Origin of the sequence: Streptomyces sp. ATexAB-D23 (assembly GCF_000373645.1) — a bacterium.
GTDB classification, from domain to species: domain Bacteria; phylum Actinomycetota; class Actinomycetes; order Streptomycetales; family Streptomycetaceae; genus Streptomyces; species Streptomyces castrisilvae.
Genome location: NZ_KB892009.1, coordinates 15,780 through 38,006, shown reverse-complemented (window position 1 = coordinate 38,006; position 22,227 = coordinate 15,780). Strand labels below are relative to the sequence as shown.

Sequence of the window (22,227 nt, the reverse complement as noted above, 5' to 3'; positions counted from 1 at the left end):
GGCGCGCGGGGTGGAGCGGGCGCCGTGCCTCCCACGATATGGCGTCGGCGGGGACGGGGCGCTCCGGGGCCCGGCGGGCCCGGGGACGGGGCCCGGCGAGGGCACTGCCCGTGCTCACCCCTTCTCCAGGTACTCCTCGCGGTCCTTGTCGAGCAGGGCGTCCAGGGCGGTGCGCAGCTCCGGCAGGTGTTCCAGCTCCGGGTCGGCGGCCACGACGGTGACGGCCTCCTGGCGGGCGGCGGCGATGACCTCCTCGTCGTCGATGACGCTCAGGACCCGCAGCGAGGAGCGGACCCCGGACTGGGCCTGGCCCAGGACGTCGCCCTCGCGGCGCTGTTCGAGGTCGATGCGGGACAGCTCGAAACCGTCCAGGGTGGCGGCGACGGCGGAGAGGCGGGCGCGGGCCGGGCTCGCCTCGTGGGCCTCGGTGACCAGCAGGCAGAGGCCGGGGGCCGAGCCGCGGCCGACCCGGCCGCGCAGCTGGTGCAGCTGGGAGACGCCGAAGCGGTCGGCGTCCATGATCACCATCGCGGTGGCGTTGGGGACGTTGACGCCGACCTCGATGACGGTGGTGGCGACCAGGACGTCGACCTCGCCCGCGGCGAAGCGGCGCATCACGTCGTCCTTGTCGTCGGGCTGCATCCTGCCGTGCAGCACCTCGACGCGCAGGCCGCTCAGAGGGCCCTTCGCGAGCTGTTCGGCGATCTCCAGGACGGCGAGCGGCGGGCGCTTGTCCGCCGTCGCCTCCTCCTCGGCGGTCTTCTTCTTCCCCTTCTTCTTTGCGGGGTCGTCCTCGTCGTCCCCGATGCGGGGGCAGACCACGTACGCCTGGTGGCCGTTCTCCACTTCCTCGCGGACCCGTTCCCAGGCGCGGGTGAGGAAGTGGGGCTTGTCCTTGGCGGGGACGACGTGGCTGGCGATGGGTGAGCGGCCGGCCGGCAGCTGGTCGAGTACGGACGTCTCCAGGTCGCCGAAGACCGTCATGGCGACCGTGCGGGGGATGGGGGTGGCGGTCATGACGAGCAGGTGCGGGGGCTGTTTGCCCTTGGAGCGCAGGGCATCGCGCTGCTCCACGCCGAAGCGGTGCTGCTCGTCCACGACGACCAGGCCCAGGTCGTGGAACTTGACCTTGTCCTCGATCAACGCGTGCGTGCCGATGACGATGCCGGCCTCGCCGGTGACCAGGTCGAGCAGGGCCTGGCGGCGCGCGGCGGTGCCCATGGAACCGGTGAGCAGGACGACCTTCGTCCCCCGGTCGGAACCGCCGAGCATGCCTCCTTCGGCCAGCTCCCCCATCATCTCGGTGATGGACCGGTGGTGCTGCTGGGCGAGGACCTCGGTGGGCGCGAGCATCGCGGCCTGCCCGCCGGCGTCGACCACGGCGAGCATGGCGCGCAGGGCGACCATGGTCTTTCCGGAACCGACCTCGCCCTGGAGGAGGCGGTGCATCGGGTGTTCGGTGGCGAGGTCGTCGAAGATCTCCTCGGAGACCTTCAACTGGCCGTCGGTGAGGGTGAACGGCAGCTTCGCGTCGAAGGCGTCGAGCAGGCCGTCGGGGGCGGGGCGGCGGGCGACGGCCGGGAGCAGGGTGTCGGCGAACCTGCGGCGGGCCAGCGCGACCTGGAGGACGAATGCCTCGTCCCACTTCAGCCGGTCCCGGGCTGCCGCGACATCGGCCTTGGTCTGCGGCCGGTGGATCTTCAGCAGGGCCTCGGGCAGTGGGGTGAAGCCGCGGCCCTCGCGCAGGGCGTCGGGCAGCGGGTCCACGGCGTCCTGGGCGCTGGGCAGCACCGCGTCGACCGCCTTGGCGATCCGCCAGGAGTCGAGCTGCTTGCAGGCGGGGTAGATCGGCAGCAGCTTCCCCGCGAAGGCGTCCACGGCCTCGGTCGCCCCGGCGTCGTCCGCGGATGCGGCGTCGAGCAGCTGGTACGTGGGGTGGGCGAGCTGCATCTTGTGGTTGAAGACGGAGACCTTGCCGGCGAACATGGCGCGCCGGCCCGGCAGCAGGTCCTTGTGCGGTTTGTGGACGCCGTGGCCGAAGAAGACCAGCTGGAGCCGGCCGTGGCCGTCGGTGAGGGTCACTTCGAGGCGCTTGCCGCGGCCGCCGTTGAACGTCAGCACACGGGCGTCGGCGACCTGGGCGACGACCGTGACGTGCTCGTCGAGCGGGAGGTCGGTCAGCGCCGTGAGCCGGCCGCGCTCCTCGTACCGGCGCGGGTAGTGATGCAGCAGATCACCGACCGTGTGCAGGTCGAGGTGGTCCGCCATCACCTTCGCGGTGGCGCCACCGAGCAGCTTCTTGAGGGGTTCGTCGAACGCAGACACGCGATCCATTGCACACCACGGCAGTGACAGTTGTCCGGCGGGCACCGCCGTGGGCCCCGGAAACCCCTGGTCGGAATGGCCGCCTCGACTCTAGGATCGCCTCCCCCACACCTCTCCTTCGCGGTCACCCTCCCGGGGACCGCCCGACCCGCGCTGCCGAAAGGTCCCCCACCGGCGCTGCGACGATGACATCCGAGACTTCAGCACCCGATTCCGCCGCCGCCCGGGAACCGCACACCTTCCAGGTGGATCTGCGCGGACTGGTCGACCTCCTCTCCCACCACCTCTACTCCTCGCCCCGCGTCTACCTGCGCGAGCTGCTGCAGAACGCCGTGGACGCCATCACCGCCCGCCGGGCCGATGAGCCGGACGCGCCCGCGCTGGTGCGGCTGTACGCCGGGGACGGCCGGCTGCGGGTGGAGGACAGCGGCATCGGCCTGACCGAGGCCGATGTGCACAGCCTGCTCGCCACGATCGGCCGCAGCTCCAAACGGGACGGTGCCGAGTCGCTCGCCTCGGCGCGTGCCGGGTTCCTCGGTCAGTTCGGGATCGGGCTGCTGGCGTGCTTCGTGGTGGCCGCCGAGATCCGGGTGGTGAGCCGGTCCGCGCGGACGCCCGGGGAGCCGCCGGTGGAGTGGTGCGCCCGTGACGACGGTTCGTACACCGTCCGTACGCTGCCCGACAGCGCGCGCCCGGAGCCCGGGACCACCGTGCATCTGACCGCCCGGCCGGGGAGCGCCGAGTGGCTGGCGGAGGAGCGGGTGCTCGCGCTGGCCCGTGACTTCGGTTCGCTGCTGCCGTACGACGTCCGGGTCGGCGAGGCGGCCGTCACGGCGCTGCCGGCCCCCTGGGACCGGGCGTATCCGAGCCCGGCCGCGCGGCGGGTGGCGCTGGCGCGCCACTGCCACGAGCAGTTCGGCTTCTCACCGCTCGACACGATCGATCTCGCCCTGCCGCTCGCCGGGATACGCGGGGTGGCCCATGTCCTGCCGTCGGCGGTGAGCCCGGCGCAGCGCGCGGGTCACCGGGTGCATCTCAAGGGCATGCTGCTGACGGACCGGGCGGAGGAACTGCTGCCGGAGTGGGCGTTCTTCGTGCGGTGCGTGATCGACACGGACACCCTGCGGCCCACCGCCTCGCGCGAGGCGCTGTACGCGGACGAGACGCTGGCCGCCGTGCGGGACGCGCTGGGCGACCGGGTCAGACAGTGGCTGACGGGACTCGCGGCGGGTGATCCGGAGCGGCTGGCGCAGTTCCTGTCCGTGCACCACTTGGGCGTGAAGTCGCTGGCCAGGCACGACGAGGCGATGTGGCGCACGATGCTGCCGTGGCTGCCGTTCGAGACGACGGACGGCAGGCTGTCCCTGGAGGAGTTCGCCCGGCGCCACCCGGTGGTGCACTTCACCCGGACCGTGGAGGAGTTCCGGCAGGTCGCGCCGATCGCGTCGGCGCAGGGCATCGGGGTGGTCAACGGCGGCTACACGTACGACACCGAGCTGGTCGAGCGGCTGCCCGCGGCCCGGCCGGGGACGGTGGTCGCGGAGCTGGACGCCGATACGGTGACCGCGCATCTGGACGCCGTGGACCCGGCCGAGGAGCTGGCGCTCGGCCCGTTCCTCGCGGCGGCGCGGGCCCGGCTCGACCCGCTGGGCTGCGACGTGGTGGTGCGCGCCTTCCACCCGGTGACCACTCCGGCGCTGCATCTGGACGACCGGTCGGTCCGTCATGAGCGGGCCAGGGCCGAGGCCGAGGCGCGGGCGGACGATCTGTGGGCGGGCATTCTGGGCTCGTTGCGCGGCAGCGCGCCGCGTGCCCGGCTCGTACTGAACCAGCTCAACCCGCTGATCCGCCGCATCGGTTCGCTGGACACCCCGGAACTGGCGGCGACCGCGACGGAGGCGCTGTACGGGCAGGCCCTGCTGATGGCGCAGCGTCCGTTGCGCCCGGCCGACTCGGCGCTGCTGAACCGGGCCTTCATGGGGCTCCTGGAGTGGGCCGCGCCCCCGGCCGCACCCCCGGCCACCCCTCCGGCCGCTCCCCCGGCCCCACCGCCCGCCGCGCCGCCCGGCGCCGCGTCCCCACCCCGCCCGTGAACCCCCAGGAGGACGGCCGATGAGCGCCGACGCAGCGACGATCCGCCAGGCCCTGCGGGACATGCAGGACGAGCCCGAGGGGCCCGCGCGCAACGCCCGCTCGGAACGGCTCCTGGCCGAGGCCGAGCGGAGCGGGGACGGCGCGCTGGTGATCGAGGCGCTCGTCCATCAGCTTCAGGTCTACAACTACAGCTCCGAGAAGGACAAGCTGTTCGTGCCCTTCGCGCGGCTGCTGAAGCTGTGGGACGAACAGCCCGGCGACTTCGACCGGTTCATGACCCATCATCTGTTCTGGATGTTCAAGTGGGTCTCCAGCTCCATGGTCGACCAGCCGCACATCCCGCTCGCCTCCATCGAGAAGTGGCAGGCCGAGATGGCCCACCGCTACCGGCTCGCCGGCCACTCGGAGCGGGCCGTGCGCCAGGGCGAGCTGGAGATCGCCCGGCACCTGGGCGACCTGGAACGGGGCGAGCGGGCGTACACCGCCTGGCTGGCCGCCGACCGGGACCGGATGGCCAACTGCCACGCCTGCGAACTGCACGGGCAGGGCGCCTGGCAGGTGCTGCGCGGGCTGGACGAGGAGGCGCTGAAGACCTGGGCTCCGGTGCTGGACGGGGAGCACGTCTGCGCGCACGAGCCGCACGCCGTGCTGGCGTCCTCCCTGCTGCCGCTGCTGCGGACGGGGCGCGCGGAGCAGGCGCGGGCGCACCATCTGCGCGGTTACCGGATGGTCCGGCCGATGGAGAGCATGCGCTACTCGGCCGCACTGCACATCGAGTTCTGCGCGCTGACCGGCAACGAGGCCCGGGGCCTGGAGATCCTCGCCGAGCGGCCGGCGTACTTCACGGACAGCGGGAACCCCAGCAGCCTGATGAACTTCCTGACCGTGACCGCCCTGCTGATGGACCGGCTCACCGCGCTGGGCCACGGCGGGCAGTCGGTGCCCGGCCCGGCCGGGACGGAGTGGACCGCCGCCTCGCTGGCCGTCGGGGCCCGGAGCCGGGCGCTGGCCCTGGCCGCCCGCTTCGACGAGCGCAACGGCAACGGGTACGTGGGCGGGGAGGTGCGCGAACGGCTGGCGCAGGCCCCGCTGCTGGACCGGCTGCCGCTCGGCCTACGGGCTGCGCGGCCGGTGAGCACGGCCCGGCCCGCCCCCGTACCGCAGGAGGCCGCCGGGGGCGCGGACGCGCCGGACCTGGCGGCGCTGCTCGCCGAGGCGCACCGGCTGTCCGAGGCGCTGCGCCCCGAGGCCGGGGCCGCCTGGCGGTCGGTCGCCGCGCGCGCCGAAGCGGAGGGGGCCGTCCTCGCGGACCTGGACCGGGCGACGCTGGAGGACCACCTCGCGATGGACGGCACCCTGCCGCCCGCCGGGGCCGCGCAGGCGTTCGAGAAGGCGGCCGGGCTGTACGAGGCCGGGGGCGACGCGGGCGAGGCCGTCGCCGCGCGCGCCCGGGGGGTCTTCGCCCGTGCGCTGGACGGGGAGACCGATGAGGCGGCGGCCCTGATCGGGCCGCTCGTGGAGCAGGCCCTCGCCCTGCACGCCCGGGGCGGGGCGACGGCGCGGCAGGCGTCCGGAGTCCTGGTCTGCCGGGCCCGGATCACCGAGCAGCGGATGCTGCGGGCGGCGAACGAGGAGGCGCACTTGGCCGCGGTCGCGGAGCTCGAAGAGGCGGCCCGGGAGGTGCTGGCGTTCGCCGAGCCCCGGCGCGGCGAGGGCCGGGTCGCCACCCGGATCGCGGAGGCGCTGGGCCACCTCGGGGATGTCGCGGCCCACCGGGGCGACGACCCCGGCGCCCTCGGCCTGTACGAGCGGGCCGCCGCCGAGGCGCACGGGGCGGGGCTGCCCTGGAGCGCCGTGGACTACGAGGCACGGACGGCGCAGACCGCCGGCCGGCTGCACGACCACGCGACGGCGGAGCGGGCCGCGCGGGCGGCGCTGGAGCACGGCGAGACGTTGGTGAGCCCGTCCGGCCGGGCCCGGCTCCTTCTCCAGCTGGCCGAGGCGCTGGCCGCGACCGGGCGGCTCGGCGAGGCGGCGGACCGCACCCTGGACGCCTCGCACTGGGCGGACGAGGCCGGTGAGAGCGAGTCGCTGGGGGTCTACGCGCGGCACCGGCTCGGTGGCCGGCTGCTGGGGCTGGGCCGGGCGGCGGAGGCGGCAGCCGTGCTGGAGGCCGTCCTGCCCGACATCTCGGCCGACGACCACGGGGACGGCATGCTCGTCCAGACGCTGTGGTGGCTCGGCGACGGGCTGATGGCGCTGGACGAGCCGAGGGCGGCGGCGGAGCACCGGCTGCGGGCGGCGGACATCGCCCGCGCCTGGCCCGAGCAGCACGACCACGCGATGCTCGCCCAGCTCGCCGGGGAGTCCCTGTACCGGGCGGAGCTGAACGCGGAGGCCGAGCAGGCGTACGCGCGCGCCGGGGAGCTGTGGCGGTCGCTGGGCGAGGTGCCGGGGCTGGTGCGGACGCTGCGGGTACGGGCCTGGATCGCGCTGCGGGAGGGCCCCTCGGGGATGAGCGCGGCGCGGGCGTTCATGGCCGGGGCGGAGCGGGAGTGCGCGGCCCGTCCGGAGCTGCGGGCTGAGCTCGCGAGTACGTACGGGCAGACCGCCGACCTGATCGTCCGGTCCTGCGAGGGCGAGCCGGGCGAGGCGGCGGACGATCCGGTGCGGGTGGCGTACGAGGAGGCGCTCGGGTACGCGGACCGGGCTGCGCGGGCCTTCCACGAGGCGGGCCCCGAACAGCTGGCCTCGCGCACGGCCTCCGTGCTGACGGCCGCGTGGCTGGAGGCGGACCTGGGCCGGGGCCGGGCCGCGCTGGGGCGGGCGGCGCAGGTGGTGGCCGCGTACGAGGGCGTGCCGGAAGGGGCGGACGAGACGGTGGACGCGCGGCGGGCGGAGGTGGAGTCGGTACGGGCGTACGTGGCCCGCACCGCGTAGGGCCCCGGCGGGGGGGCGGTGGTCCGGCGCCGGGACCGTCCGGCGTGCCCCCTCGTCCTCGGTCGCCGGACGGGCCCGGTCGGGCGCCCCCGCCGGACGGGCCCGATGTGGTGCTCCGGGCCGCCTACTCCACGCCGATCAGGAGCGGAGCGTGCTGGTGGCCGCCGTCGTAGACCGTGGTGTCCACCGCCAGGTAGCCCTCGCGGACGTGTTCCTCCAGGGTGCCGGCGAGGGTGGCCGGGGTGTCCTCGCCGAGGACCAGGGTGACCAGTTCGCCGCCCGCCGCGAGCATGCGGTCCAGGACCTCGCGGGCGGTGCCGGGGACGTCCTGGCCGATGACGGCGACGTCTCCGTCGATCAGGCCCAGGATGTCGCCGGCCTGGCAGATGCCGGCCATGGTCCAGGACTGCCGTTCGGCGACGGCCAGTTCGGCGTAGCGGGTGGCGCCGGCCGCCGAGGTCATGGCGACCACGTCCTCGTCGAAGCTGCGGTCGGGCTCGTGGACGGCCAGGGCCGCGATGCCCTGGACGGCGGCCCTGGTCGGGACGAGGGCGACCCGGATGCCCTGGGCCCTGGCCTGTTCGGCGGCAGCGGCGGCGGTGTGGCGCAGGTCGCCGTCGTTGGGCAGCAGGACCACCTCGCGGGCGTGGGCGCGGCGGATCGCGTCCACGAGTTCGCCGCTGGCGGGCGGCTCGCCGGGCCGGGCGAGCACCGTCGTCGCGCCGGCCTGCTCGCACAGGGCGGCGAGGCCGTCGCCCGGGACGACCGCGACGACCGCGCGCCGGGCGGGTTCGGGGCGGGCGTGCGCCCGGTCGGCGGCGAAGTGGGTGATGCGGATGCGGTACGGCCGGCCGGCCTCGACGCCGGCCTCCACCGCGGCCCCCGCGTCGTCCACGTGCACATGGACGTTCCACAGGCCGTCGCCGCCGACCACCACCAGGGAGTCGCCGAGACCGTCCAGCCGGGTGCGCAGCCGTTCGACGGCCTCGTCACCGGCTTCCAGGAGGTAGATGACCTCGAAGGCGGGGCCGCCCCCGGTCCCCTCGGCGGCCGGGCACTCCTCGGAGCCGGCGTGGGTGGGGACGAACGGGGCGGGGTTCTCGTACGGCCGCTCCGGGGCCCGTCCCGAGACGGCCTCGACGAGGGCGCCGAGCAGGGTCACCAGGCCGCGTCCGCCGGCGTCGACCACCCCGGCCCTGGCGAGGGCGGGGAGCTGTCCGGGGGTCGCGTCCAGGGCGGTACGGGCCCCTTCGTACGCGGCTCGGGCGACCTCGGCGGTGTTCGCGCCGGGCGGTGCGCAGCCCGCCGCGGCGGCGGCCCGGTCCGCGACGGTGAGGACCGTGCCCTCGACGGGGTGGGCGACGGCTTCCCGGGCGGAGGCGGCGGCCCGGTCGAGCGCCAGGCGGAGGCGGTCGCCGCCGGTGCCGTCGGCGAGCACACCGGCCATGCCGCGCAGCAGCTGGGCCAGGATCGTGCCGGAGTTGCCCCGGGCGCCGATCAGCGCCCCGTGGGCCATGGCCCGTACCGCGTCCGCCGCCGAGGGCACCGAGGTGCCGGTCTCGTGGGCGGCGAAGACCGCTTCGACGGCGGCGGCCGCGGACTCCACGGTCAGGTAGAGGTTGGTGCCGGTGTCCCCGTCGGCGACGGGGTAGACGTTGATCGCGTCGATCGCGGCGCGCTCGCGGCCGAGCGCCTCCAGGGCCAGGGAGCACCAGGTCCGTACCGCCACGGCATCCGGTTCGTCGGCGGTCTGCGGCACCTGGAAGTCCTCCTCGGAACACGGACTCGGATCACGGGCGGGGGCGGCTGGCTGCACCGCAGGGTAGCTCCGGCCGGGGGGTCCGGGCGGTCCGGGGGCGGGGCGGGCGGGTGCGGATCCCATGGTAGTTTCGTATCTCCGACGCAGCCGTTGTATGCTGCTTCGGTTGCCCGACGAGAGTCGGGACATTCCCCCGGTACCGCCACTTCAGTCAATGAATCCGGCGTGCCGGATTTCACTGTAAGTGCATCTGAAGTTTTGGAGTGACCCGTGGCTGCCAACTGCGACGTTTGCGGCAAGGGGCCGAGCTTCGGCAACAGCATTTCGCACTCGCACCGCCGTACGTCCCGTCGCTGGAATCCCAACATCCAGCGCGTGCGTGCCGTGGTCGGGCGGACGCCGAAGCGGCTCAACGTCTGCACCTCGTGCATCAAGGCCGGCAAGGTCGCGCGCTGACGTTCCCGTCGTAGCGCAGCCCTACCGGTTGCCCAAAAAGCCGGTCCATCTCGGTGGACCGGCTTTTTGCCGTGCCCGCACGGGGGGAGGGCGCCTGCGCCCGCGCCCCGGCGGGCCGTGCGGTCAGTCCGCGTCGCGCAGCCGCCAGCCGTGGCCGACCGGCCCGATGCCGGCACCGAGCGGGAAGCCCGCCTCGATCGCCCCGGTGACGTACGCCTTGGCGGCCCGTACGGCCGTCGGCACGTCGGCACCGCGCGCCAGGTGGCTCGCGATCGCGGAGGCGAGGGTGCAGCCGGTGCCGTGGGTGTGGCGGTTGTCGTGGCGGGGGGCGCGCAGCCAGTGCTCCTCGGTGCCGTCGGTCAGCAGGTCGACGGGGTCGCCGGGCAGGTGACCGCCCTTGACCACGACCCAGCGGGGCCCGAATCCGAGCAGGGCGGCGGCGGCCCGGCGCATCCCGGGCTCGTCGGTGACGGTGATGCCCGTGAGCTGGGCCACTTCGTCGAGGTTCGGGGTCGCCACGGTCGCGACGGGCAGCAGCTTCGTACGGACCGAGTCGAGGGCCTCGGCTGCCAGCAACGGGTCGCCGTGCTTGGAGACACCGACCGGGTCCACGACGGCCGGGGCGTCGGTCCCGGCGAGGAGTTCGGCGACGGTCTCGACCAGGTGCGCGGACGACAGCATTCCGGTCTTGACCGCGTCGACCCCGATGTCGTCCACGACGCTGCGGTACTGGGCGCGCACGGCCTCGGCGGGCAGTTCCCAGGCACCCTGGACGCCCAGGGAGTTCTGGGCGGTGACGGCGGTCAGCACGCTCATTCCGTGCGTGCCGAGGGCCAGCATCGTCTTGAGGTCGGCCTGGATGCCCGCACCGCCGCCGGAGTCGGATCCGGCGACGGTGAGCACGCGGGGAGGTACGGAGGGGGTTATCGGCATACGCCGCAATCTACGGGGCGTCCTCGATGTCGCCGAAGTGGTCCCAGCCGTTCTTGCTGGTCCAGGGCGCCCCGTCGACCGTCACCTGGGGCAGCGCCGAGGGGTTGAGGACCTCGCCGATCACCTTCCAGCGGGCCGGCAGCTTCACGTCGGGCGGGAAGGTCGCGACGATCGCGTGGTCCTCGCCGCCGGTCAGCACCCACTGGAGCGGGTCGACGCCGACGGCCTGCCCGATGTCCGCCATCTGCGAGGGGATGTCGATGTGCCCGGAGCGCAGGTCGATGCGGACCTTGCTGGCCTCGGCGATGTGCCCGAGGTCGGCGACGAGCCCGTCGCTGACGTCGGTCATCGCGGTGGCGCCGAGCCCGGCGGCCGCGGGGCCCGCGTGGTACGGCGGTTCGGGGCGGCGGTGGGCCTCGACGAAGGCGCGGGGCGAGCGGAAGCCGCGGGAGAGCACGGCGTACCCGGCGGCGGACCAGCCGAGCCAGCCGGTGACGGCCACGACGTCGCCGGGCTGGGCGCCCGCCCTGGTGACGGGTTCGTGGTTGCGCAGGTCGCCGAGCGCGGTGATCGCGACGGTGATGGTGTCGCCGCGCACCACGTCACCGCCGACCACGGCCGCCCCCGCGACCTGGCACTCGTCGCGCAGGCCGTCCATCAGCTCCGCGGCCCAGGTGACCGGGAGTTCGGCGGGGACGACGAGGCCGAGGAGCAGCGCGGTGGGCACGGCGCCCATGGCGGCGATGTCGGCGAGGTTCTGCGCGGCGGCCTTGCGGCCCACGTCGTACGCCGTCGACCAGTCGCGCCGGAAGTGCCGTCCCTCCAGCAGGATGTCCGTGCTGGCCACGACCCTGCGGTCGGGGGCGGTCACGACCGCGGCGTCGTCGCCCGGCCCGAGCCGGACCGCCGGAGTGGTGGTGAGCCGGGACGTGAGCTCTCTGATGAGCCCGAACTCCCCCAACTCGCCCACGGTTGCCTTCACCGAGTCTCACCTCTCATTTTCGTACCGGGCGCTCGCCCGGTCTGTCCCCCGCCCGCGCCGCCCCAGTCGCGGTCGCGTGCCGTCACTGCTGTCGGTACTGTCAAGAGATACGTCAACTTGTGCGTTCTGTACGCCACGCTGGGGCGTCATCCGGCCCGTAGGTCTCCCCGCGGCCCGCGACGACGCGATAACGTGGCGTCCCTTTCCCCCACATGATCCTCGTGGCCGCCCTGGAGGTTCCGTGGTACAGGCGTACATCCTTATTCAGACCGAGGTGGGCAAGGCGTCGACCGTCGCCCAGACCATCTCCAAGATCCCGGGAGTGACCAAGGCAGAAGACGTCACCGGCCCCTACGACGTGATCGTGCGCGCCCAGGCGGACACGGTCGATGAGCTCGGGCGCATCGTGGTGGCCCGGGTCCAGCAAGTGGAGGGCATCACCAGAACCCTGACCTGCCCGGTCGTTCACCTGTAGCCCCCGTCTACGCTGGGCCGGTGACGTCATCCAGCCGCCGGCTCCCCCACCCCGTGCTCCTCGGTCCGTCCGCCGCCCTGTTGCTGATGGCCGCGGCGGGCTGCTCCCCGGGCGGCGCCTCGGCATCGGTCGCGGTACCCAGTCCGTCGCCGGAAGCCGCAGCCTACTGCCGTGCGCTGGACAAGGAACTGCCGGACACCGTCGCCGGTCTGGAGCGCGAGGACCCCGGTCCCGGTTCGGAACTGACCGCCGGGTGGGGGGACGGGGCGATCGTACTGCGCTGCGGGGTGCCGCGCCCCGCCGAGATGGACGACGACCAGTCGAAGGGGATCACCGCGGACGGCGTCAACTGGATGCTGGAACAGCGTGAGGACGACGGGCCCCGGCTGACGACCACCCTGCGCAAGGCGTACGTCGAAGTGACGTTCTCGAAGGCGTACGCGCATGACACGACCCCGCTCGCGGCCCTGGCCCCGGCGGTGAAGAAGACGGTCCCGAACCGGCTCTGAGGGCGTGCGCTTCCCGTGGGGGAGAGCGCACGCCCTTCGCCGCGTCGTACGGGGTGTCTCAGCGCAGTCCGGTCGGCCGGTCCAGTGCCGCCTGGATGAGCCGGTCCACCAGCTGCTGGTAGCTGACGCCGCTCTCCTGCCACATGCGCGGGTACATCGAGATCGGGGTGAAACCCGGCAGGGTGTTGATCTCGTTGATGACGAATCCGCCGTCCTCGGTGAGGAAGAAGTCGGCGCGCACCAGGCCCTCGCAGGACGCGGCCTCGAAGGCCTCGACCGCGAGCCGCTGGACCTCGGCGGTCTGCTCGCCGGTGAGCGGCGCGGGCACGATCCCGGAGGCCGAGTCGATGTACTTGGCCTCGAAGTCGTAGAAGTCGTGCGAGGTGACGGGCGGGATCTCGGCCGGCACGCTGGCGCGCGGCCCGTCCTCGAACTCCAGGACGCCGCACTCGATCTCACGGCCCCGCAGCAGTGACTCCACGAGGAACTTGGGGTCGTGACGGCGGGCCTCCTCGATCGCCTCGTCCAGCTGGGAGACGTCCTCGACCTTGGTGATGCCGATGGACGAGCCGGCGCGGGCGGGCTTGATGAAGAGCGGCCAGCCGTGCTCGGCGGCGAACTCCGTGATGCGCTCGCGGGCACCGGCCGGGTCGTTGTCCCACTCGCGGGGGCGCACGACCACGTACGGGCCGACGGGCAGGCCGAAGGAGGTGAAGACGCGCTTCATGTACTCCTTGTCCTGGCCGACGGCCGAGGCGAGGACGCCCGCGCCCACGTACGGCACGCCGGACAGCTCCAGGAGGCCCTGGAGGGTGCCGTCCTCACCGTAGGGGCCGTGCAGGACGGGGAAGACGACGTCGACCTCGCCGAGCGCCTTGGGGACCGAGCCGGGTTCGCTGTAGACCACTTCGCGGCTGCCGGGGTCGACGGAGAGCACGACGCCCCCCTCGTCGGACTCGGCCAGCTGCGCCACGTCGGGCATCTTCCGGTCCGCGATCGCCATGCGTTCGGGTTCGTCGGCGGTGAGCGCCCAGCGGCCGTCCGTCGTGATGCCGATCGGCAGGACGTCGTACTTGGTCCGGTCGATGGCGTTCAGGACGGCACCGGCCGTGACCACCGAAATGCCGTGTTCGGAGCTGCGGCCGCCGAACACGACGGCCACACGCGGCTTGCGGAGCTGCTGCTCCGTGCTCTGGGGGAGGTTCTCGCTGCTCATATCGCGATGAGCGTACCTGCTGGTACGGGTCGCGTCAGCGCGGCAGGGGCCGCCCGGGGGTCAGTGCCGCTCGGCCTTGGCGCTGCGCGACATGAGCTCCTTGAGCGCGACCATCGGCGGCTTGCCCTCGTGGACGATGCCGACGACCGTCTCCGTCAGCGGCATCTCGACGCCGTGCCTGCGGGCCAGGTCCAGCACCGATTCGCAGGACTTGACGCCCTCGGCGGTCTGCTTGGTGACGGCGATCGTCTCCTGGAGCGTCATGCCGCGGCCGAGGTTGGTGCCGAAGGTGTGGTTGCGCGAGAGCGGCGAGGAGCAGGTGGCCACCAGGTCGCCGAGGCCGGCGAGTCCGGAGAAGGTCAGCGGGTCGGCGCCCATGGCCGCCCCGAGCCGGATCGTCTCGGCGAGGCCGCGGGTGATGAGCGAACCCTTGGCGTTGTCGCCGAGCCCCATGCCGTCGGCGATGCCGACGGCGAGCCCGATGACGTTCTTGACGGCACCGCCGAGCTCGCAGCCGACCACGTCGGTGCTGGTGTACGGGCGGAAGTACGGGGTGTGGCAGGCGGCCTGGAGGCGGCGGGCGACGGCCTCGTCCCGGCAGGCGACGACGGCCGCGGCGGGGCGGCGTTCGGCGATCTCCTTGGCGAGGTTGGGGCCGGTGATGACGGCGACGCGGTCGGCGGACACCTCGGTGACGTCCGCGATGACCTCGCTCATCCGCTTGGCGGTGCCGAGTTCGACGCCCTTCATCAGCGAGACCAGGACCGTCTGCGGCTCCAGGTGCGGGGCCCAGTCGGCGAGGTTGTCGCGGAGCGTCTGGGAGGGCACGACGAGGACGGCGTAGTCGGCGCCGCGCAGCGCCTCGGCCGCGTCGGTGGTGGCCCGGACGGACGCGGGCAGTTCGATGCCCGGCAGGTAGCCGGGGTTGGTACGGGTCGCGTTGACCGTCTCGGCGACCTCGGCCCGGCGGCCCCAGAGGGTGACGTCGCAGCCGGCGTCGGCGAGGACGATGGCGAAGGCCGTACCCCATGAGCCGGTCCCGAAGACGGCGGCCTTCGCGGGGTGTGTCACGTGAGTCCCTCTCCTTGGGCCTTGCGCCGCTGTTCGGCACGGGCCTTGCGGTGATCGTAGGGCTCGTCGGGTGCCTGCTGCCCGCGGACCTCCTGGAGCTGGGCGGTGATCGCCCGCATGATGGCCTCGGTGGCCTCGCGCAGCACCTCGGGCGTCGGCTCCTTGTCGTAGAACCGGGAGAGGTCGACGGGCGGGCCCGCCTGGACCCTGAGGGTCTTGCGGGGCAGCAGGCGGACCTTCTTCTCCGTGGCGTAGGGCGGCATGGCCTCGTTGGCGCCCCACTGCGCGACGGGGATGACGGGGGCCCGGGTCATCAACGCGACGCGGGCGGCGCCGGTCTTGCCGGCCATCGGCCACATGTCGGGGTCACGGGTGAGGGTGCCCTCGGGGTAGAAGCAGACGCACTCGCCGCGCTCGATGGCGCCGACGGCGGCCCGGAAGGCGTCCAGCGCGTTGGTCGTCTCGCGGTAGACGGGGATCTGTCCGGTGCCGCGCAGCATCATGCCGACGAAGGGGGCCCTGAACAGCCCGGCCTTGGCCAGGAACCGGGGCACCCGGCCGGTGTTGTACTGGAAGTGCCCGTACGAAAGCGGGTCCAGGTACGAGTTGTGGTTGACCGCGGTGATGAATCCGCCATCGGCCGGAATGTGTTCCATTCCCCGCCATTCGCGCTTGAACAGCACCACCAGCGGCGGTTTCGCGATGACCGCCGCCAGGCGGTACCAGAAGCCGATTCTGCGGCGGGACACTCGGACACCTTCCTGTTAATGGACCTGACTGTGGAGCTGATCGCTGTGTGACTACCGACGGTCAAGTCTCGCCCCAGGCCCCTGCTCTGTCGAGAACACCGTACGCCTCACCTTCAGGAACGCCCCTCCGGGTCGGCGCACCGGCAGGCGAGAATAGACGGCGATGCGCATCGAGGGAGAGACCGCCACGAACACCGACCCGGCCGGCCGCTGGTCCCTGGTCGTCCCGCTGAAACCCCTGGCGCGGGCCAAGAGCAGGCTGGTGCCTGCCTCGGGCGCCCTGTTGCGGCCCCGGCTGGCTCTCGCCTTCGCCCGCGACACGGTGGCCGCGGCGCTCTCCTGTCCGGCCGTGGCCGATGTGGTGGTCGTCACGGACGACACGACGGCGGGGGCCGCGCTGGCGGCGCTGGGCGCCCGGATCGTGCCCGACACCCCGGCCGCGGGGCTCAACGCGGCCCTCGCGCACGGTGAGCGCGTGGTCCGGGCGGCCAGGCCCGGTGCGCCGCTCGCCGCGCTCAACGCGGACCTGCCCGCACTGCGCCCGGCGGAATTCTCCCGGGTGCTCGAATTCTCCGCCGCTTTTCCCCGTGCATTTGTTCCCGATGCGGCGGGAATCGGAACGACATTTCTGTCGGCCGGCCCGGGAGTGGAATTGCGGCCCGCTTTCGGCGGCCCGTCGCGCTCCCGCCACCTGGCGTCGGGCGCGGTGGAAATCACGCTGCCGGACATCGATTCGGTGCGCCGGGACGTGGACACCGGCGAGGATCTGCGGCTGGCGCTGGCGCTGGGCGTCGGCCCGTTCACGGCGGGGCGCTGGGCCGCCGGGGCCCTCGCGCGGGAGCGATAGTCTGGCGCCCATGCAGGCGACCTCGTACACGTACGACCCCGTGACCCGGACCGGCAGTGTGCTGCTCGACGACGGCACCCCGGTGGACTTCGACGCGCCGGCCTTCGACGCCGGCGGTCTGCGGCTGCTGCGTCCGGGTCAGCGGGTGCGGATCGAGGGTGAGGGCGAGGGGGCCGGGCTGCGGATCACCCTGGTGACGTTGCAGACGTTCTGAGGTCCGCGCGGGGTGGATGCCCCCGGACAGCCCGCGGGCCGGGCTCCCCGAGGGGAGCCCGGCCCGGCGCGTGTGGGAGCCGTGTGCGGCCCGGTCTCACTTCTTGCGCGCGGTGGCCTTCTTGGCCGTGGTCTTGCGCGCGGTGGTCTTCTTCGCGGGCGCCTTCTTCGCCGTGGTCTTCTTGGCGGGCGCGGTCTTGGCGGCGGTGGTCTTCTTGGCCGCCGTCGACTTCGCCGCCGCGGGGGTGGCCTTCTTCGCGGCCGTCGTCGCCTTCTTCGCCGGCGACGTCTTCTTCGCCGACGTCTTCTTGGCGGCGGCCGTGGTCTTCTTCGCCGGAGTCGCCTTCTTGGCGGTGGCCTTCTTCGCCACGGCCTTCTTCGCGGTGGCCTTCTTGGCGGCGGCCTTGGCCGTCGTACGGGTGGAAGAACCGCCCGAGAGGCTGCCCTTGGGGGCCTTCTTCACGGCCACGTCGTTCTTGGGGAGCTTCTTGGAGCCGCTCACCAGGTCCTTGAAGCCCTGGCCCGCGCGGAAGCGGGGCACCGAGGTCTTCTTGACCCGCACGCGCTCACCCGTCTGAGGGTTGCGGGCGTAGCGGGCGGGGCGGTCGACCTTCTCGAACGAGCCGAAGCCGGTGACCGAGACCCGGTCCCCCGCGACAACCGCACGGACGATCGCGTCGAGCACCGCGTCGACGGCGTCCGCGGCCTGCTGACGGCCGCCGACCTTGTCGGCAATCGCTTCTACGAGCTGCGCCTTGTTCACGTCTTCCCCTTCGGAGACATTGCCGGAACGAATGTGTTCAGGCTTTTTCGCACGTTAGGCAGATATATACCGCAAATCAAACACGAAACGGGCTAATCACCCTAGTGCCGCAACGAAGTCGACCGCTGCGCAGTTCTGCGGAGTCAGTCACCTTCGGGGAATCGGCCCTCGTCGAGGTCCTTCATCAACCGGTCCAGACGCCTTGCCGCGCCCGGGAGATCGTGCTTTGCCGCGGCCGTGACGACCAACAGCTTCCGGTTCAGCGCCATCCTTACGCCGTCCGGGACTTGCAGCGAGCGCACCCGTGAGTGCGCTTCCTTCAATTGGTCGGCGACTTGGCCGTAAAGCTTGAGTTGGCTGTCGCGTTCCATGCACCGATTGTGCCATCTGGGGCGAGTTGTCGCCCGACGGGGTCCCAACAAACGACTGTGCCCCCTACCAGAAGGCAGGGGGCACAGTCGGGAAAACTCGCTGATCGGCCTGAAAACGTGCTGATCAGGCCTGAATTGTGCGGGGCTTGTGAGCCGGCCTGGACGCCTCGTAAGTCGCGATGTCGGCTTCGTTCTGAAGGGTGAGGCTGATGTCGTCCAGCCCGTTCAGCAGGCGCCAGCGGGCGTTCTCGTCCAGCTCGAAGTCGGCGGTGATGCCCTCGGCGCGGACCTGGCGGGCCTCCAGGTCGACGGTCACTTCGGCGTTCGGGTCGGCCTCCGTCAGCTCCCAGAGCGCGTCGACCACCTGCTGGTCCAGAACCACGGTCAGCAGACCGTTCTTCAGCGAGTTGCCGCGGAAGATGTCGGCGAACCTGGCGGAGACGACCGCCTTGAAGCCGAAGTTCTGCAGGGCCCAGACCGCGTGCTCGCGGGAGGAGCCGGTGCCGAAGTCGGGGCCGGCCACCAGGACCGACGCGCCCTTGCGCTCCGGGCGGTTGAGGACGAAGTTCTCGTCCTTGCGCCAGGCCTCGAAGAGACCGTCCTCGAAGCCGTCCCGGGTGACCTTCTTCAGCCAGTGGGCGGGGATGATCTGGTCGGTGTCGACGTTGCTGCGGCGCAGCGGGACGGCCCGGCCGGTGTGCGTGGTGAAAGCTTCCATGGTTATCGGACTCCGGCAGGCGTACGGGCGTCGGACAGGTCGGCCGGCGAGGCCAGATGGCCCAGCACGGCGGTGGCGGCGGCGACCTGCGGGGAGACCAGGTGGGTACGGCCGCCCTTGCCCTGCCGGCCCTCGAAGTTGCGGTTCGAGGTGGAGGCGGAGCGCTCGCCGGGGGCCAGCTGGTCGGGGTTCATGCCGAGGCACATCGAGCAGCCCGCGTGCCGCCATTCGGCGCCGGCGGCGGTGAAGACCTTGTCCAGCCCCTCGTCCACGGCCTGGAGGGCGACCCGGACGGAGCCCGGGACGACCAGCATCCGTACGCCGTCGGCGACTTTGCGGCCGTCCAGGATCGCGGCGGCATTGCGCAGGTCCTCGATGCGGCCGTTGGTGCAGGAGCCCACGAAGACGGTGTCCACACCGATCTCGCGCAGCGGCTGGCCCGCGGTCAACCCCATGTACTCCAGCGCCTTTTCGGCGGCGTTGCGCTCCGAGGCGTCTTCGTACGAAGCGGGATCGGGGACGTTGGCCGACAGGGGCGCGCCCTGGCCGGGGTTGGTGCCCCAGGTGACGAACGGCGCCAGCTCGGCGGCCTCGATGACCACCTCGGCGTCGAAGACGGCGTCGTCGTCGGTGCGCAGCGTCTTCCAGTACGCGACGGCCGCGTCCCAGTCCTCGCCCTGCGGGGCGTGGTCGCGACCCCGGAGGTACTCGAAGGTGGTCTCGTCGGGGGCGATCATGCCCGCCCGCGCGCCGGCCTCGATCGACATGTTGCAAATGGTCATCCGGGCCTCCATCGAGAGCTTCTCGATGGCGGAACCGCGGTATTCCAGGATGTAGCCCTGGCCGCCGCCGGTGCCGATCCGGGTGATGATCGCGAGGATCAGGTCCTTGGCGGTGACGTCGTCGGGCAGCTCGCCGTCGACGGTGATCGCCATCGTCCTCGGGCGGGCCATCGGCAGCGTCTGGGTGGCCAGCACGTGCTCGACCTGGCTGGTGCCGATGCCGAACGCGAGGGCGCCGAACGCGCCGTGCGTGGAGGTGTGGGAGTCGCCGCAGACGACGGTGGTGCCGGGCTGGGTCAGACCCAGCTGCGGACCGACCACGTGCACGACGCCCTGCTCGACGTCGCCCAGCGGGTGCAGCCGGACACCGAACTCCGCGCAGTTCTTGCGCAGCGTCTCCAGCTGGGCCCGGGAGACCGGGTCTGCGATCGGCTTGTCGATGTCGAGGGTCGGGGTGTTGTGGTCCTCGGTGGCGATGGTGAGGTCGAGGCGCCGCACCGGGCGTCCGGCCTGCCGCAGACCGTCGAAGGCCTGCGGGCTGGTCACCTCGTGCAGCAGGTGCAGATCGATGAAGAGGAGGTCGGGCTCGCCCGCTGCGTGCCCGTGGGGGCTCCCCTGGTCGAGCGCAGTCGAGACCTTGGGGATGACGTGGTCGTCCCAGACCTTCTCCGCGAGTGTCCTACCCATCGCTTTCCCTCCGGCCGGCGTCGTCGCCGGCCCAACTAGAGATTCGGTGCGCCGCCGTCCGGACCCCCGTGCGGGGCGGTGGCTACGGGCCGTTGTGGGGCCGCCGGTACAGGTTCGCAACTTCCCTGGAAAATTGAACTTGCGTTTCACAGAGTGAGACGCGAGTATCGTCGTATGGACAACTCTAGCGGCGTCGGCGTTCTCGACAAGGCAGCTCTGGTATTGAGCGCCCTGGAGTCCGGGCCGGCCACCCTCGCCGGCCTGGTCGCGGCGACAGGGCTCGCACGACCCACGGCCCACCGGCTGGCCGTGGCACTGGAACACCACCGGATGGTGGCGAGGGACATGCAGGGCCGGTTCATTCTCGGCCCCCGGCTCTCCGAGCTGGCGGCGGCGGCGGGCGAGGACCGCCTGCTGGCCACGGCCGGACCGGTGCTCACGCATCTGCGGGACATCACCGGCGAGAGCGCGCAGCTCTACCGCCGGCAGGGCGACATGCGCATCTGCGTGGCGGCGGCGGAGCGGCTGTCCGGTCTGCGGGACACCGTGCCGGTCGGCTCCACGCTCACCATGAAGGCGGGCTCGTCCGCGCAGATCCTGATGGCCTGGGAGGAGCCGGAGCGCCTGCACCGCGGCCTCCAGGGCGCCCGCTTCACGGCGACGGCGCTCTCCGGCGTACGGCGGCGCGGCTGGGCCCAGTCGATCGGTGAGCGCGAGCCGGGCGTGGCCTCGGTCTCGGCCCCCGTGCGCGGCCCCTCGAACCGGGTGGTCGCCGCCGTCTCGGTCTCCGGACCGATCGAGCGCCTGACCCGGCACCCGGGCCGGATGCACGCCCAGGCCGTCATCGACTCGGCCGCACGGCTCAGCGAGGCGCTGCGCCGCACGGGCTGAGCCCGGCCGCACCTCCCGCTCCCCCGTGGCCGCCCCAGCGTCGTGGCGGCCCCCTTCTCACTCCCTCACCGCGTCACTTCACGCCCGATCGGTGCGCGAGACGGTGCGCCGCGCCGCGGCCCCGCCCCTCGATCGGCAGCGACCCGGTCGCCGCGGCCAGTCCGAACGCCGGCATGTCGGCGTAGATGGACTCGTAGCCGCCCTCCGGCACGATGTAGGTCTCGTGCCACAGCCCCACGTGCTGCCGGGACTTCTTCTCCTTGCGGTTGAGCATCGCCCACGCCCTGCGGTGGAACATGTCGGGCGACGAGGCGTACGCGTACAGCTTCTCCTTCGACTCCCAGTACTGGACGACGTAGTACGTCCTCGGCGAGGCGGTCAGCAGGACGTGGCCGAGCAGGCCCCTGGACCTCTCCGCCCGCAACTCCCGCAGCATGCGCGTCATCGCCAGCATGACCGGGAGCCAGTGGTGCACGCCCCTGAAGTGGTTGATCCGCATCCCGATGAGCAGGACGACGACGTCCCCCTCGGCCGCGGCGGTCGTCCGCCCCGGCATGAGTTTCGTGAACACGCGCGCCCCCTGGAGTCGTTGGAGAGTTCCACTATCCAATGATTGGATAGTGACACTGCCCAAGGGTGGGCGCAAGGGAAGGCACGCATGCGACTCTCGGAACTCAGCGAGCGGAGCGGTATCGCGACCGCGACGATCAAGTACTACCTGCGCGAGAGGCTGTTGCCGCCGGGCGAGCGGGTCAGCGCGACGCAGGCCGAGTACGGCGAGAGCCATCTGCGCCGGCTGCGGCTGGTGCGGGCGCTGCTCCAGGTAGGCCGTCTGCCCGTGGCCACGGCCCGCGAGGTGCTGGGCCATGTCGATGACGAGTCCCTGGGCCGGACGATCCGGCTGGGCGCGGCGCTCTGGGAGCTTCCGCACGGCCCGGAGCCGGACGAGGAGGCCCCGGAGACGGCGGCGGCCCGTGCCGAAGTCGACGCCCTGCTGGACCGGTTGGGGTGGACCCACGCGCGGGAGATCGGCGAACTCTCCCCCGTCCACCGCTCGCTCGTCGCGGGCCTGGCCACGCTCGCCCGCCTCGGCTACCCGTACGAGAGCGCGTATCTGGAGGAGCACGCCCGGCTCATGCACCAAGTGGCCGTGCAGGACCTGGATCTGATGGAGACCCACCCGACCACGTCGCAACAGATGGAGATGGCGGTGGCCTCCGCGGTGCTGTACGAGCCGCTGCTGATGTCCCTGCACCGGCTGGCCCAGGAGGAGGAGTCGGCCCGGCGGTACGGGTACTGAGCGGGCCGGCCCCTCGGGTACACGCGAGAGGCCCCTCACCGGAGTGAGGGGCCTCTCGTCTGCTGCTCTGTGGTACCCCCGACCGGATTCGAACCGGCGCTACTGCCGTGAGAGGGCAGCGTGCTAGGCCGCTACACAACGGGGGC

21 protein-coding genes and 1 tRNA gene are annotated in these 22,227 nt (G+C 72.7%); 9 read left to right on the top strand and 13 right to left on the bottom strand.

The annotated features are described in order from the left end of the window. Positions 1-114: 114 nt before the first annotated feature. Positions 115-2,334 (bottom strand): ATP-dependent DNA helicase RecG, encoded by a 2,220-nt coding sequence (gene recG / locus B082_RS0110475; RefSeq protein WP_199783785.1) that lies wholly within the window; start codon positions 2,332-2,334, stop codon positions 115-117. A 176-nt stretch (positions 2,335-2,510) separates the two neighbouring features. Here recG and B082_RS35900 point away from each other — a divergent pair, with 176 nt between their 5' ends. After that, entirely contained in the window at positions 2,511-4,418 is a 1,908-nt protein-coding gene (locus B082_RS35900) for an HSP90 family protein (protein WP_202453969.1), read from the top strand. A gap of 19 nt (positions 4,419-4,437) precedes the next feature. Further along, positions 4,438-7,359 carry a hypothetical protein gene (locus B082_RS0110465; RefSeq protein ID WP_018551741.1) on the top strand — a complete coding sequence of 974 codons (2,922 nt, stop codon included), beginning with the start codon at positions 4,438-4,440 and terminating at the stop codon, positions 7,357-7,359. Positions 7,360-7,483: 124 nt separating this feature from the next. On the opposite strand, the gene B082_RS0110460 is transcribed toward B082_RS0110465, so the two are convergent. Further along, on the bottom strand, positions 7,484-9,118 hold the full coding sequence (locus B082_RS0110460) for a DAK2 domain-containing protein (protein ID WP_018551740.1): 1,635 nt from the start codon (positions 9,116-9,118) through the stop codon (positions 7,484-7,486). A 270-nt stretch (positions 9,119-9,388) separates the two neighbouring features. On the opposite strand from B082_RS0110460, the gene rpmB reads away from it, so the two are divergent. Continuing rightward, complete coding sequence (rpmB, locus tag B082_RS0110455) at positions 9,389-9,574, top strand: 50S ribosomal protein L28 (protein ID WP_003965989.1); 186 nt, start codon at positions 9,389-9,391, stop codon at positions 9,572-9,574. A 123-nt stretch (positions 9,575-9,697) separates the two neighbouring features. On the opposite strand, the gene thiD is transcribed toward rpmB, so the two are convergent. Next, positions 9,698-10,507 (bottom strand): bifunctional hydroxymethylpyrimidine kinase/phosphomethylpyrimidine kinase, encoded by an 810-nt coding sequence (gene thiD, locus B082_RS0110450; RefSeq protein WP_026249637.1) that lies wholly within the window; start codon positions 10,505-10,507, stop codon positions 9,698-9,700. A 10-nt stretch (positions 10,508-10,517) separates the two neighbouring features. Beyond that, on the bottom strand, positions 10,518-11,489 hold the full coding sequence (locus tag B082_RS0110445; RefSeq protein WP_026249636.1) for a thiamine-phosphate kinase: 972 nt from the start codon (positions 11,487-11,489) through the stop codon (positions 10,518-10,520). 241 nt (positions 11,490-11,730) lie between these two features. Between B082_RS0110445 and B082_RS0110440 the strand changes: the two genes are divergently transcribed. Then, entirely contained in the window at positions 11,731-11,964 is a 234-nt protein-coding gene (locus tag B082_RS0110440) for an Lrp/AsnC family transcriptional regulator (RefSeq protein WP_018551737.1), read from the top strand. Positions 11,965-11,984: 20 nt separating this feature from the next. Beyond that, a complete protein-coding gene (locus B082_RS0110435; RefSeq protein WP_384191130.1) occupies positions 11,985-12,473 on the top strand; it encodes a DUF3515 domain-containing protein in 489 nt (162 codons plus the stop codon). Positions 12,474-12,531: 58 nt separating this feature from the next. Here the strand turns inward: B082_RS0110435 and B082_RS0110430 are convergent, their stop codons facing one another. Genes B082_RS0110430 through B082_RS0110420 form a run of 3 tightly spaced genes read right to left on the bottom strand, consistent with a single transcriptional unit; the run spans position 12,532 to position 15,509 of the window. After that, entirely contained in the window at positions 12,532-13,689 is a 1,158-nt protein-coding gene (locus B082_RS0110430) for a D-alanine--D-alanine ligase family protein (protein ID WP_018551735.1), read from the bottom strand. Between the two features lie 60 nt (positions 13,690-13,749). After that, positions 13,750-14,760 carry an NAD(P)H-dependent glycerol-3-phosphate dehydrogenase gene (locus B082_RS0110425; RefSeq protein WP_018551734.1) on the bottom strand — a complete coding sequence of 337 codons (1,011 nt, stop codon included), beginning with the start codon at positions 14,758-14,760 and terminating at the stop codon, positions 13,750-13,752. Further along, positions 14,757-15,509 carry a lysophospholipid acyltransferase family protein gene (locus tag B082_RS0110420; protein WP_018551733.1) on the bottom strand — a complete coding sequence of 251 codons (753 nt, stop codon included), beginning with the start codon at positions 15,507-15,509 and terminating at the stop codon, positions 14,757-14,759. Before B082_RS0110420 ends, B082_RS0110425 begins: the two co-directional genes overlap by 4 nt. Positions 15,510-15,672: 163 nt before the next feature. Here B082_RS0110420 and cofC point away from each other — a divergent pair, with 163 nt between their 5' ends. Then, a complete protein-coding gene (gene cofC / locus B082_RS0110415) occupies positions 15,673-16,356 on the top strand; it encodes a 2-phospho-L-lactate guanylyltransferase (RefSeq protein ID WP_018551732.1) in 684 nt (227 codons plus the stop codon). A gap of 10 nt (positions 16,357-16,366) precedes the next feature. Then, the gene (locus B082_RS0110410; RefSeq protein WP_018551731.1) at positions 16,367-16,570 is read left to right on the top strand and encodes a hypothetical protein; all 204 of its coding nucleotides are present in this window, start codon (positions 16,367-16,369) and stop codon (positions 16,568-16,570) included. A 96-nt stretch (positions 16,571-16,666) separates the two neighbouring features. Here the strand turns inward: B082_RS0110410 and B082_RS0110405 are convergent, their stop codons facing one another. From B082_RS0110405 to leuC, 4 genes are all read right to left on the bottom strand, one after another. Further along, on the bottom strand, positions 16,667-17,332 hold the full coding sequence (locus B082_RS0110405) for an HU family DNA-binding protein (protein ID WP_018551730.1): 666 nt from the start codon (positions 17,330-17,332) through the stop codon (positions 16,667-16,669). A 143-nt stretch (positions 17,333-17,475) separates the two neighbouring features. Beyond that, a complete protein-coding gene (locus tag B082_RS0110400) occupies positions 17,476-17,703 on the bottom strand; it encodes a hypothetical protein (RefSeq protein WP_026249635.1) in 228 nt (75 codons plus the stop codon). Between the two features lie 124 nt (positions 17,704-17,827). Beyond that, positions 17,828-18,421, bottom strand: coding sequence for a 3-isopropylmalate dehydratase small subunit (gene leuD / locus B082_RS0110395; protein WP_018551728.1), 594 nt, complete (start codon positions 18,419-18,421; stop codon positions 17,828-17,830). Between the two features lie 2 nt (positions 18,422-18,423). Beyond that, positions 18,424-19,890, bottom strand: coding sequence for a 3-isopropylmalate dehydratase large subunit (leuC, locus tag B082_RS0110390; protein ID WP_018551727.1), 1,467 nt, complete (start codon positions 19,888-19,890; stop codon positions 18,424-18,426). Between the two features lie 174 nt (positions 19,891-20,064). Between leuC and ndgR the strand changes: the two genes are divergently transcribed. After that, complete coding sequence (gene ndgR / locus B082_RS0110385; protein ID WP_003966003.1) at positions 20,065-20,781, top strand: IclR family transcriptional regulator NdgR; 717 nt, start codon at positions 20,065-20,067, stop codon at positions 20,779-20,781. Positions 20,782-20,854: 73 nt separating this feature from the next. Here the strand turns inward: ndgR and B082_RS0110380 are convergent, their stop codons facing one another. Continuing rightward, the gene (locus tag B082_RS0110380) at positions 20,855-21,337 is read right to left on the bottom strand and encodes a DUF4188 domain-containing protein (RefSeq protein ID WP_202453976.1); all 483 of its coding nucleotides are present in this window, start codon (positions 21,335-21,337) and stop codon (positions 20,855-20,857) included. Positions 21,338-21,439: 102 nt separating this feature from the next. Between B082_RS0110380 and B082_RS0110375 the strand changes: the two genes are divergently transcribed. After that, the gene (locus B082_RS0110375) at positions 21,440-22,081 is read left to right on the top strand and encodes a MerR family transcriptional regulator (RefSeq protein ID WP_018551725.1); all 642 of its coding nucleotides are present in this window, start codon (positions 21,440-21,442) and stop codon (positions 22,079-22,081) included. A gap of 70 nt (positions 22,082-22,151) precedes the next feature. On the opposite strand, the gene B082_RS0110370 is transcribed toward B082_RS0110375, so the two are convergent. Continuing rightward, a tRNA-Glu gene (locus B082_RS0110370) sits at positions 22,152-22,227 on the bottom strand.